The 11,910-nt window shown below is 70.5% G+C and carries 11 protein-coding genes; 5 read left to right on the top strand and 6 right to left on the bottom strand.

The genetic code is table 11. The features are described 5' to 3' along the window. Positions 1-113 precede the first annotated feature (113 nt). Complete coding sequence (locus ACFZA2_RS13365) at positions 114-1,613, bottom strand: amino acid permease (RefSeq protein WP_391405675.1); 1,500 nt, start codon at positions 1,611-1,613, stop codon at positions 114-116. A 189-nt stretch (positions 1,614-1,802) separates the two neighbouring features. Between ACFZA2_RS13365 and ACFZA2_RS13360 the strand changes: the two genes are divergently transcribed. From ACFZA2_RS13360 to ACFZA2_RS13350, 3 genes are all read left to right on the top strand, one after another. After that, complete coding sequence (locus tag ACFZA2_RS13360; protein ID WP_391405672.1) at positions 1,803-2,144, top strand: Lsr2 family protein; 342 nt, start codon at positions 1,803-1,805, stop codon at positions 2,142-2,144. Positions 2,145-2,199: 55 nt separating this feature from the next. After that, positions 2,200-2,919 (top strand): acetolactate decarboxylase, encoded by a 720-nt coding sequence (locus ACFZA2_RS13355; protein WP_391405669.1) that lies wholly within the window; start codon positions 2,200-2,202, stop codon positions 2,917-2,919. A gap of 68 nt (positions 2,920-2,987) precedes the next feature. Next, on the top strand, positions 2,988-3,326 hold the full coding sequence (locus ACFZA2_RS13350; RefSeq protein ID WP_391405666.1) for an Lsr2 family protein: 339 nt from the start codon (positions 2,988-2,990) through the stop codon (positions 3,324-3,326). Between the two features lie 62 nt (positions 3,327-3,388). Here the strand turns inward: ACFZA2_RS13350 and ACFZA2_RS13345 are convergent, their stop codons facing one another. Next, positions 3,389-4,462, bottom strand: a complete 1,074-nt coding sequence (locus ACFZA2_RS13345) for a Glu/Leu/Phe/Val dehydrogenase dimerization domain-containing protein (RefSeq protein ID WP_391405663.1) — start codon at positions 4,460-4,462, stop codon at positions 3,389-3,391. 254 nt (positions 4,463-4,716) lie between these two features. Here ACFZA2_RS13345 and ACFZA2_RS13340 point away from each other — a divergent pair, with 254 nt between their 5' ends. Further along, positions 4,717-5,193, top strand: coding sequence for a YbaK/EbsC family protein (locus ACFZA2_RS13340; RefSeq protein ID WP_391405660.1), 477 nt, complete (start codon positions 4,717-4,719; stop codon positions 5,191-5,193). A gap of 152 nt (positions 5,194-5,345) precedes the next feature. On the opposite strand, the gene ACFZA2_RS13335 is transcribed toward ACFZA2_RS13340, so the two are convergent. From ACFZA2_RS13335 to ACFZA2_RS13320, 4 genes are all read right to left on the bottom strand, one after another. Beyond that, a complete protein-coding gene (locus ACFZA2_RS13335; RefSeq protein ID WP_391405657.1) occupies positions 5,346-7,298 on the bottom strand; it encodes a glycogen debranching N-terminal domain-containing protein in 1,953 nt (650 codons plus the stop codon). After that, on the bottom strand, positions 7,295-8,128 hold the full coding sequence (locus ACFZA2_RS13330) for a carbohydrate ABC transporter permease (protein WP_391406917.1): 834 nt from the start codon (positions 8,126-8,128) through the stop codon (positions 7,295-7,297). The genes ACFZA2_RS13335 and ACFZA2_RS13330 overlap by 4 nt, the downstream gene beginning before the upstream one ends. Positions 8,129-8,205: 77 nt before the next feature. Then, entirely contained in the window at positions 8,206-9,321 is a 1,116-nt protein-coding gene (locus tag ACFZA2_RS13325; protein WP_391405654.1) for a carbohydrate ABC transporter permease, read from the bottom strand. A 2-nt stretch (positions 9,322-9,323) separates the two neighbouring features. Beyond that, complete coding sequence (locus ACFZA2_RS13320) at positions 9,324-10,562, bottom strand: extracellular solute-binding protein (protein ID WP_391405651.1); 1,239 nt, start codon at positions 10,560-10,562, stop codon at positions 9,324-9,326. Positions 10,563-10,790: 228 nt separating this feature from the next. On the opposite strand from ACFZA2_RS13320, the gene ACFZA2_RS13315 reads away from it, so the two are divergent. Continuing rightward, entirely contained in the window at positions 10,791-11,795 is a 1,005-nt protein-coding gene (locus ACFZA2_RS13315; RefSeq protein ID WP_391405648.1) for a LacI family DNA-binding transcriptional regulator, read from the top strand. Positions 11,796-11,910: the final 115 nt, after the last annotated feature.

The raw sequence follows: 11,910 nt of genomic DNA, 5'->3' as shown, positions 1-11,910 counted from the left end.
TCCGATGGGATGACGTCGATCGGCGATGTCATCCCCTCGGATGACGGCAGACGTCGGATGCCGCGACCCCGACCGTTCGAGACGGTGGGGCCGCGGCATCCGGTGGGCGAGGCTCAGTCCTTCGGCGGCGCCACGACGTGCGGCTTCGTGGGATCGAGCGGGGCGCCGGTGGCGAGGCGCGCGTGGCTGCGCGAGTAGGCGAAGTAGATCGCGAACCCGAGGGCGAGCCAGATGAGGAAGCGCAGCCAGGTCTCGACCGAGAGGTTGAGCATCAGATAGGTGCAGATGAGCGCCGACAGGATCGGCAGCACCGGGCTGAAGGGCACGCGGAACCCGCGCTTCAGGTCGGGGCGCTTGCGCCGCAGCACGATGACGCCGATCGAGACCAGCACGAAGGCGGAGAGCGTGCCGATGTTCACCATTTCTTCGAGGACGCCGATGGGGGTGAGACCGGCGACGACCGCGACGATGATCGTGACGATGATCGAGATGACCCACGGCGTGCGGAAGCGCGGGTGCACCTTCGCGAGCGCTCCGGGGAGCAGGCGGTCGCGCGACATCGCGAAGATGATGCGCGTGGCGCCGATCATCAGGGTCAGCACGACCGTGGTGAGGCCCGCGACGGCACCGGCCGCGATGACGGTGGCCATCCACGTCTGGCCGTGGAAGGCGAACGCGTTCGCGAGGGCCGCGGAGGGATTGAGGTCGGAGTAGGGGACCATTCCCGTGACCACGACGGCGACCGCGCAGTACAGGATCGTGCAGATCACGAGCGACGCGATGATGCCGATCGGCAGGTCGCGCTGGGGGCGCTTGGTCTCCTCGGCGGTGGTCGCCACGACGTCGAAGCCGATGTAGGCGAAGAACACCAGGGCGGCTCCCGCGAGGATGCCGCCGACACCGAAGGTCGCGGGCTCCAGACCCGAGAGGAACTGCAGCAGCGGCTGCGTCAGTCCCGACGTGGATTCGGTCGGCACGGAGTCGGGCACGAAGGGGCTGTAGTTCGCCGGGTTGATGAACAGGATGCCGGCGATGATGACGAATAGCACGATGAACAGCTTCACCGCCACGAGGACGAGGTTGACGCGGAGCGACTCCTTGATGCCCAGGGTCATCAGGCCGCCGAGCACCAGCACGAGCAGGATGGCGGGGAGATCGACGACACCGCCGTACGAGATGGCCGGCGGGAGCACGATGCCGATCTGTTCGAGGAACGTCCCGAGGTACGCGCTCCAGCCCTGGGCGACCACGCTCGCGCCGAGGAACATCTCCAGGATCAGATCCCACCCGATGATCCAGGCGAACAGCTCGCCGAGCGACGCGTAGGAGAAGGTGTACGCCGATCCCGACACGGGGACGGTCGAGGCGAACTCGGCGTAGCACATGGCAGCGAGGCCGCACGCGATCGCGGCGATCACGAAACTGATCACCACGGCGGGACCCGCCACGTCGTGCGCGGCGCGCCCGGTGAGGGTGAAGATTCCGGCGCCGATCACGACGCCCACGCCGAAGACGGTCAGGTCGACCGCGCTCAGGGACTTCTTGAGCCGGAACTCCGGTTCATCGGTGTCGGCGATGGACTGCTCCACCGACTTGGTACGGAAAAGGCTCACGCGACGCTTCCCTGTCTCGACGGATCTCTGTCTCAGGTGGTGTCCCCGGAGCGAACACCACCCCCGGAGAATAGTCCCTCGCCGCCCCCGCGCCTATCGGTGACGCGGCCCGCCGTCCCGGTGCTATCACACGGATAGTCGTGCGGGTAATTCATCGAATGCCGGTGTAAGGTTTTTCGTATTATGGCTATGAAGCACATCACGCACCTCGTCGACGATCTCGACGGAACGGTCCTCGAAGACGGACAAGGAAAGCAGATCACTTTCTCGGTCGAAGGCCGCGCTTATGAGATCGACCTCTCCGACCGGAATGCGGACAAGTTCTATTCGGCGATCGCGCCTTTCGTGGATGCCGCTCGCTCGGTCTCGCGCGGTGCCGCCACGACGCGTCGATCACGCGCCCCCCGCCGCTCCAGCGACGTCGACCTCGGTGCCGTCCGCGAATGGGCGCGGGCGAACGGACACACGGTGAGCGACCGCGGCCGTGTTCCCTCGACCATTCTCGACGCGTACGCCGACGCGAATTCCTGAGGTCGCTCCGATTTCATCGGTCGGCCCGTCGCCGGCCGCCATCGCGTCGAGCGCGGTGACGCAATTCGCCGTGCTCGACGCGCTGATGGCGGGCGTGTATTCCGCGGGTATTCCGGTTTCCGATGCGGTGGAGCTCGGAGACACCGGGATCGGCTGCTGCGAAGGTCTCGGTGGCGAAGTCGTCATCCTCGACGGCACGCCGTTCGAGTGCACGCCGGACGCCCCGCCGCGCCGGATGGAGCCGAGAGAGACGCTGCCCTTCGTCGACGTGTGCGCGATGGGCGAGGGGGTCGCCACCGTGGTGCGCGACGCCGACTTCGCCGACCTCGAGAGCCACGTCGGGGCCCGGCTGGCCAGCCGCAACCTCTTCCACGCCGTGCGCCTCGACGGCGTGATGGCGCGGGTGCGCACGCGCGTCACGCGACGGCAGGAGCCGCCGTTTCGCCCGCTCGCGGAGGTCGCCGCGGAGCAGATCGAAACGGTGGCGTCCGACTGCGCGGGTTCTCTCGTCGGGTTCTGGATGCCCCGGATCTATCAGGGCATCACGGTCGCCGGGCTCCACCTGCATTTCCTCGCCGACGATCGCACCGTCGGCGGCCACGTTCTCGACGTGCGCGTGGGCGAGGGCCGCCTGCGCATGACGGCATATGCGCGTTTCGCGCTCCGGTTGCCGGACGACGAACAATTCCGGCGCACGGAACTCACGCACGACGAGGATCATCGGATCGTCGCGGTCGAGAGTCGGCCGGCCGTTCCGGAAACCGGTGAAAGCTGACGAAGAAGCGGGTGAATTCGCAATATCGCGCCCCGGGGAGGCGCGAATTGCCGTCTTACGATCGGCGCATGGCGAAAAAGCACATCACGCAGGTGATCGACGATCTCGACGGTTCGGTCATCGACGACGGAACCACCGTCCACTTCTCTCTCGAAGGGCGTTCGTACGAGATTGATCTCTCGAGGGAGAATGCCGACAAGCTTCGCGAGGCTCTTTCGCCTTTCATCTCCGCCGGTCGCGCCGTCGGCTTTTCTTCGCCGTCCGCCCGAAAGGAATCGCGGCGCCGCCCCGCGCCCACCCGCGACCTGGTCGACGTCCGCACGTGGGCCGAGAAGAACGGCTATTCCATCAATACACGCGGACGTATTTCGGAGGTCGTCCTCGCGGCGTACGACGCTGCACACTGAGTAGTCGAAGGAAAGCCGGATGCCGTGGGAAACGGCATCCGGCTTTCTTCGTCCCGGGCGTGTCAGACGAAGGCGCCGTCGCCCGCTCCGACCGCGAGACGCTCGGCGGCGAGGCCCTCGGCGGCGGCGAGCGGGGTGACCCCGCGCGACTGCGCCTCGTCGAACACGCGGCGCACGGTGTCGCCGATGTCGGCCACGCGCCCCATGATCTGCTCCAGCGTCCCGCGCTGCTTGGCCACGAGGTCGAGGTAGATCACGCCGCCCGCGTTCACCACGAAGTCGGGGGCGTACAGGATGCCGCGCCGTGCGAGCCGCTCGGCGCCCGAACGCTCGGCGAGCGGGTTGTTGGCGGGGCCGCAGACCGCGCGCGCGTCGAGGGCGTCGATCACCGCGTCGGTGAGTACACCGCCGATCCCGGCGGGAACGAAGACATCGGCCGGCACGAGGTGCGCCTCGCTCGGCTCGACCCACGCGGCGCCCAACTCGGCGGCCAGCGCGCGCTTGGCGGGGTTGACGTCGGTGACGGTCAGCGTCGCGCCCTCGGTCGCGAGGCGCTCGGCGAGTCGGCTGCCGACCTGGCCGAGACCGGCGATCGTGATGCGGCGACCGGACACGTCACTCGTGCCGACCGCGCGCTCCAGCGTCGCGACGAGGGAGGCGTAGACGCCGAGGCTCGTGGGCCCGGCCGGCTCGCCCGACCCGCCCACGGTGTCGGGCAGGCCCACGACGTGCGCCGTGCGCTCGCTCACCACGAGCATGTCGTCGGTGGTGGAGCCCACGTCCTCCGCCGTGCGGTAGAGGCCGCCCAGGCTCTCGACGGCGTCGCCCAGGTCGAGGAAGGCGGCACGGCGGCGCTCGGCGTCGAGGACCGTGCCCTCGGTGAGGCCGATGACGCTCTTTCCGCCGCCGGCGTCGAGTCCGGCGGCCGCGTTCTTCAGTGTCATCGCCGCCGACAGGCGGAGGGCGTCGCCCAGGGCGTCGGTCCAGGAGGGGTAGGTCCACAGTCGCGCTCCGCCGAGGGCGGAGCCGAGGACCGAGGAGTGCAGCGCGACGGCGATGAACAGGCCGCTGCGGCGCCCCGTCATCACCTCCACGCGCTCGTGGGCGAAATCGGGCAGGGGCAGGGCGTTGGTCATCGCGTTCCTTGTCGTCGGTCGCCTTGTGGGCGGCACGTTTCGAACGCCGCGGCGTTGCGGCATCCACCCTCCATTCTGGCGCGCGCCGACGCCGAGCGCGACGCCGCCGCGCGCGGGTGACCGCCGAGATCACCCGTTCGGTGCGAGATCGCACCGTCCGAACGGTCGGGGAGGTGTCGTTTCGCGCCGAACGTGCGATCTCGGCCCGGCCTCGGGCGGCGGAGCGGCGCGATGACGGGCCTAGGCTGACGGGCATGACCGACGCCCTGCCCGCCCGGAGCCGCCTCGTCGCCGCGTCGCTGGAGGCGGCCGGCATCCCCGGGAAGATCGTCGTCCTGCCGGATGCCGCGTCGACGGCCGCCCTGGCGGCCGCAGCCCTCGGCATCGCGGTGGGCGCGATCGCGAACAGCCTCGTGTTCTGGAGCGACGACGAGCCGCTGCTCGTGATGACCAGCGGCGCGCACCGCGTCGACACGACGGCGCTGGCCGAGAGGCTCGGGCGCGGCGCGATCCGGCGGGCGACGCCGGAACAGGTCCTCGCCGCGACCGGTCAGCCGATCGGGGGCGTCGCGCCGACCGGGCACCCCGCTGCGCTGACGACCGTGGTCGACGAGGACCTCGCCGCGTTCCCGCAGATCTGGGCCGCGGGCGGGACGCCGCACACGGTGTTCCCGCTGACCTTCGACGAGCTCGTGCGGCTGACGGACGGCACGGTGGCGCGGGTCGCCTGAGGTCACGCCGGAGATCAGCGGCGTCAGGGTGGCGCGACGCGGCGCGGGGTGGCCCCGGGGTCATTTCCGGCGCCCCGGGGCTACCTCGAGCGCCCCGACCGGTGAGGGAAGGGCCGGGCGGCGCGGCGGGGGGTCCGCGCCGCCCGGCGGACTCACGCCAGGGGGGACGGCGTGAGGGCGGTGAGGCAGACGACGGCGGCCGCGGCCGACCACGCCTGCGGGCGGCACGCCGCGGGGTACGGCGTGGGCACGGAGGAGTCGGTGCGCGGGTCGCCGCTGTGCAGCTCGGGCACGCGGTAGGCGAATCCCTCGGCGGCATCCAGGAGTCCGTCGACGACGGCCCGGGCCTCGGCGGTCAGGCCCGCCCGCAGCATGCCGTGGGCGGCGATCGCGGTGTCGTGCACCCAGACGCTGCCGCCGTGGTACGACAGGGGCCAGTACCCGTCGGCGCCGGTCGACATCGTACGGATGCCGTACCCGCTCGACATGCTCTCGCCCAGCAGGAGCGACGCGACGTGCTGTTCCTCGTCGGGGGAGAGGATGCCGGTGCCGATCAGGTGGCCGATGTTGCTGGTGAGGGTGTCGACCGGCCGCTTGGCGTTGTCGAGGGCGACGGCGGGGTACCGGCCCTCCGGCGTCTGCACCCAGTACGTGTCGGCGAAGCGCGCCTTGAGGTCGAGCGCCCAGGTGTGCCAGAAGGCGATGTCGTCGGCATCCGTGTCCGCTCCGAAGGCCTCGAGCAGCTCGGCGCCGGCGAGGGCGGCCTCGTAGGCGTACGCCTGCACCTCGCACAGGGCGATCGGACCCTCGGCGAGGCTCCCGTCGCGCCACTGGATCGAGTCGCCGGAGTCCTTCCAGCCCTGGTTCGACAGGCCGGTGCCGAGGCGGTCGATGTAGTCGAGGAAGCCGTCGCCGTCGCTGTCGCCGCTGTCGCGGATCCAGCCGAGCGCCGCGCGCAGCGCCGGCAGGAGTTCCCGCACCTCGGCCTCGGGCATGCCCGCGCGCCACGCATCGGCGAGCAGGCAGATCCACAGGGGGGTGGAATCGACGCTGCCGTAGTACTTCGGCGGCAGCACGATGCCCTCGCCCGGGATCTCCAGCGACGATGCCCGCAGCTCGTGCAGGATCTTGCCCGGCTCCTGCGCCGTCCGGGCGTCGTCGTCGGTCCCCTGCAGGCGCGCGAGCACGCGGAGAGTGGATGCCGCGATCTCGCGGTCGAGGGGGAGGGCCAGGCGGGCGGCCCAGATCGAGTCGCGTCCGAAGAGCGTGAAGAACCAGGGCGCACCGGCCGCGAAAAACGCGTCGTCGGGGTGGTCGGGGAGCACGAGGCGCAGTGCGTCGAGATCGTCGAGCGCCGTCCGCAGCCATCGGGCGAGGCGCGGGTCGGCGGCGGCGGATGACACGGCGGCGGCGTCCCAGCGGGCCGGGACGGCGGGCGAGTCGACGACGAGCGTGTCGTCGCGAAGGCTCAGGGTGAAGCCCAGCTGAACCTCGCCGAAGGCGGGAACGTCGACGTCCCACGCGGCCTCGACGCCCGCGTCGCCGATGGAGATCCCGGCCCCGGGGGCGTGGAGGGAGAGTCCCTGGGCCCCGGCGTCGACGCGCACGCCCTCTCGCTCGGGCACCGTCTCGGCGGCTCGGGGATGTGCGTGGCCCGACTTCACCTCGTGCAACTGGGCGAACTCCGGCGTCAGGCGCAGACGCAGGGTGGTGCGGAGGGGCCGGTCGACGCGCGAGCGGATGATCCACGACTCGCTGACGAGACCGTCGTCGACCCGGCGGTCGCGCACCAGCCGCACCTTCGGGTCGGGGGTGGTGTCGTCGACTCCGCGGAGGAGCCCGCCGAAGACCACGCGCGAGGCGCCGTCGGGGGCGGTCGAGATCCACTCGATCGGCGAGTCGTCGCACGAGGCCGTGAGCGCGCTTACGTGACGCACATCGCCGTGGTAGACCCCGTGAACGGCGGCCGTGCCGATGGCGCCCGTCGCGTCCGACCACACCTGGGTGGGGGCGCGCAGCACGATGAGGGCGTCGTTGAGGAGCGGTTGCAGGGGCATGGTCTCGGTGGTCGTCCCGTTCGGCGAGGTGGTGGGGGCGGTGGTCATTCTTTGACGGCTCCTTCGCTGGCGTTCATGATGCGGCGCTGGAAGATGAAGAACACCACGGCGACCGGGATCGTCATCAGGGCCGCGGCCGCGAGTTTGAGGGGGAATTGGCTGCCCTGGCTGAGCTGCCCGCTGGCGAGGGATGCCACGCCCTTGGTCAGCGTGGTCAGCTCGGGCGACTGGGTGGAGATGACGAAGTGGCTGAGCTCGTTCCACGACCCCTGGAACGACAGGATCACGATCGTGATGAGCGCGGGGCGCGCCATCGGCAGCACGACCGACCAGAAGACGCGGAAGGTCCCCGCTCCGTCGATGCGGGCCTGCTCCTCGACGGACGGCGGGATCGACTCGAAGAAGTTCTTCATGATGAACACGCCCGCGGCATCCACGAGGAGGGGCAGGATCATGCCCGCGTACGAGTCGTACATGCCCAGCTGATTGATCACGAGGAACTTGGGGATCAGCAGCACCACCGCCGGAACGGCCATGACCGCGACGAGGCCGGCGAACACGATGCCGCGACCGCGGAACTGCAGGCGCGCGAGGGCGTAACCGGCGAGGGAGTTGAAGAACACCCGGCCCGCGGTGACGAACACCGTCACGACGACGGAGTTGCCGAACCACACGGGGAAGTCGGAGTTCAGGAACAGGCGCTCGTACGCGGCCCACGTGAAGGGCTGCGGGACGAGCGAGATCGGGTCGGCCGCGGCGGCGGCATCCGTCTTGAACGAGGTCGCCACTTGCACCAGGAACGGATAGATGTACACGAGGGCGAGCAGGAGCAGCAGCACGTACAGGCCGATCTGCCAGCGCAGGGTCTTCGCCGACATGCGGTGCTTCGCGGGGCGCGTGGGGCCGTCGACGCGCTGCTCGGCGAGCACCGTCGTCTGCGGGGATGCCGTGGCGGTCATCGCTTCGCTCCCTTCGCGCCCTCGCGGGGCAGTTCGTACTGACGGAGGCGCCGGCGCGAGACCGGGCGGTCGCGCAGCACGAAGCGCTGAAGGATCGTGAGGGCCACGATGATGACGAACAGCACGAAGGCGATCGCCGCACCCTGTCCCCACTGCTGCGAGAGGAACGCGGACGAGTAGCTGAGGTAGGCCGGGGTCAGGGTCGTCTTGCCGGGGCCGCCCTGGGTGCCGGTGTAGATCTGGTCGAACACCTGCCAGGTGCCGATGAGGCCGAGGGTCAGCACGGTGAACAGCACGGGCTTGAGCTGCGGGAGGGTCACCCGCCAGAAGCGCTGCCAGCCGTTCGCGCCGTCCATCATCGCGGCTTCCTGCACGTCGGCGCCGATGTTCTGCAGCCCCGCGATGAACAGGAGCATGAAGGTGCCCGAGGTCGTGAAGACGGCCATGAGGATGAACGCCGACATCGCCACCGACGGACCGGCGAGCCAGTCCCACCACGACACGCCGAGCATCGTGTTGCCGGTGAGGAAGGCCGGGCCGCTCGTCACGCCCAGCGCGCCGAGAAGGTTGTGCACGACGCCCGAGGGGTCGCTGAACCAGTTCGGCCCGTTGATGCCGAGCCACGAGAGCACCTCGTTGACCGCCCCGGATGCCGAGAAGAGGAACAGCCACAGCACGGTGATCGCGACCGAGCTGGTCACCGAGGGGAAGTAGAACGCGGTGCGGAAGAGGCCGCGACCGCGCAGCACGGCGCGGTTGACGAGCACCGCGAGGAAGAGCGAGAGGGCGGTCTGCAGCGGGACGACCAGCAGCACGTACCAGGCGTTGTTGCGCAGGGCCGTGCCGAAGTCGCGCTCGGCGAGCCCGCCGCCGGTGGTGACGGCGGCGTAGTTGTCGAGGCCGACGAAGCCGACGTTCGAGGAGAACGGACTGCCGCGCCCGGTCCAGTCGGAGAAGCTCACCCACAGCGCCATGAGCACGGGGACGAGGAGGAACACGCCGAGGATGATCAGCACCGGGGCGGTGAACAGCCAGCCGGCGGCGGCCTCGCCGCGCCGGATCCCCGCGGAGGGGGTTCCGGCCCGACGAGGCGCTGCGGTGAGAGCGCTCATGATTACTTGACGATGGCCTCGAGGTTGGACTGCGCCGTCGACAGCAGCGCCTGCGGGTCACCGGTCTTCAGCGACTCCAGCTGGGCGTTGAAGTCGGTGATGACGTCGGCCGCCCCGGCCATGTTCGGCGGGAACTGCGCGTAGTCGGCACCGGCGAGGAACGCGGTCTTGTCGGGGTTGGCGGTCGACCATGCATCGGCGGCCGACTGGATCGAGGGCATCGGGCCGAACGCCTTCGAGAAGGCCAGCTGCTGGTCGGTGCCGGTCAGGTACTCCACGAGAGAACGGGCCTGCTCCTGGTTCGCGCTGTCGGCGGCCATGCCCCAGCAGTTGGTGAACTGCAGCGTTCCCTTTCCGCCGGGGCCCGCGGGAAGCTCGGCGACCTGGTACTTCACGGTGGGGTAGTCGGCGGACATCGCGCCCGAGATCCAGTTGCCCTCGATGACCATCGCGGCCTTCTGGGTGCCGAACGCCTCGCCGCCCCAGCCCGCGCCCACGTCGGACGCGAAGGCGAAGGTGCCGTCGTTGAGGTGCGTCTTGACGTACGTCAACGCCTCGACGTTGGCGGCGCTGTCGGCGGTTGCCTTTCCGTCGGTGACCAGACCGCCGCCGGCCTGGGCCATGAAAGCGCCCACGCGCTGGTACTCGGCGCCGAAGGCCAGACCCACGCGACCGTCGGTGGTGAGCTTCTGGGCGACGGATGCCAACTGGTCCCACGTCGTGGGGATGTCGGCATCCGTGAGTCCCGCTGCCGCCCACAGGTCGGTGTTGATGATCAGCGCGAGCGTGGAGAAGTCCTTGGGCGCGCAGAAGAACTGACCGTCGACGGTGAAGTTGTCCACGAGCGAGGGGTAGAAGTCGCTCTTGTTCGACAGGTCGTCGCCGTACGCCTGGATCGAGCCGTTCGCGGCGTAGCCGGCGAGGGCCTCGGGAGCGAGGTAGAACAGGTCCGGCGGCGAGCCGGCCGCGAAGCCCTGGGAGAGCTGCTGGGGGAGGTCGTTGGCGGTCTGGACCTCGGCCTCGACGCCGGACTGCTCGCTCCACGCGGCGACGGCGTCGGTGACGGCCGTGGTCTCGGCGTCGCCCGAGGAGCCGATGAGCAGCGTGAGTTTGCCGCCGCCCGAGGCCTGACCTTCGCCGGGGGTGTCGGTGAAGCCCGACCCGCACGCGGTGAGCGTGAGGGCTCCGGTGGCGAGCAGGGCGCCGGCGGTGAGCCAGAGGCGGACAGGGTGCCGTGTCATGTGTCTCTCTCCTTCGATGAGGCATGCGACCCCTCCGAGTGCGCGGAGGGCCGTCTTTTGAACGTTCAAATGACGGTTCGACTACGGTAAGGAACGGCGGGGCGCGATGTCAAGCCGTCGACACGCGGCCTAGGCTGACGGGCGTCCGCCACATCCACGGGGGCCGGCACGGCATCCGACCCGGCCGCCCGACGTGAACGACGGCTGACACCGCGGGGGGAGGAACACATGACCAAGGCGCCCACCATCGATGACGTCGCGCGCATCGCGGGCGTCTCGCGGCAGACCGTATCGAACGTCGTGAACACTCCCGACATCGTCCGCGAGGCCACGCGACTGCGCGTCGAGGCCGCCATCGCCGAGCTCGGCTACCGCCCCCACGCCGCCGCGCGGCGCCTGCGGACGCGGCGCAGCTCGACCATCGGCATCCATCTCGATCCCTACGCCGGCGGCATCGCCGGGGTCGTGCTCGACCGATTCGTCCACGCCCTCACCGAGAGCGCCGGCGAGCGCGACATGCGCGTGCTGCTGTACGCCGCGCGCACCGCGGAGGAGGAGATCGACCGGCTCGCCGATCTGCTGGAGGGGGGAGAGGTGGATGCCGTCGTCATCACCGGCACCTTCCACGGCGACCCTCGCACCGGGTGGCTGAACGCCCGGGGTCTGCCGTTCGTGTCGTTCGGTCGGCCGTGGGGCGAGGACGACGTCGAGGCGCCCGCCCACCTGTGGGTCGATGTCGACGGCGCGGCGGGGACGCGGGCGGCGACCGTGCACGCGCTCGAGCGTGCGACCGGACGCGTCGCGTTCCTCGGGTGGCCCGAGGGGTCGGGGACGGGCGACGAGCGAGAGCGCGGATGGAGCGAGAGCGTCGGAGCAGCGCGCGGACCGCGCTGGGTCGTCGAAGACAGCGTCGCCCTCGCCCGTGACGCGGTCGAGGCGGGCCTGCGCGTCGATGACGACGTCACCGCCATCGTGTGCGCGAGCGACTCTCTCGCCATCGGCGCGCACCTCGCGACCGCCCTCACCGGCCGCCCCGACATCCGCGTCATCGGCTTCGACAACACCCCCGCGGCCGAGGCTCTGGGGCTCTCGAGCGTCGAACAGCTGCCCGAGCGGGTGGCATCCGGAGCCCTCGACCTGCTGATGGGCGAGAACGGCACGGTGGTGGCGCCCCGCCCCGCGACGGCGGGAGCCGCGCACGTGCTCGTGGAGCCGCGGCTCATCGTGCGCTGACGCGCGGGGCGTTTTCCGTGTCGCGGCCGCAGTCCGCTGTCGAGTGTCCGGAACACCCGGACGTCTCCGCGATCCGTCCGGGTGTTGTGGACGATCGACGCGCCGTGCGGGGCGT

The organism is Microbacterium sp. NPDC007973 (genome assembly GCF_042958465.1).
Taxonomy (GTDB): Bacteria; Actinomycetota; Actinomycetes; order Actinomycetales; family Microbacteriaceae; genus Microbacterium; species Microbacterium galbum.
Note: the sequence above shows the minus strand (reverse complement) of the source record. Positions and strands in the feature narration are given on the sequence as shown.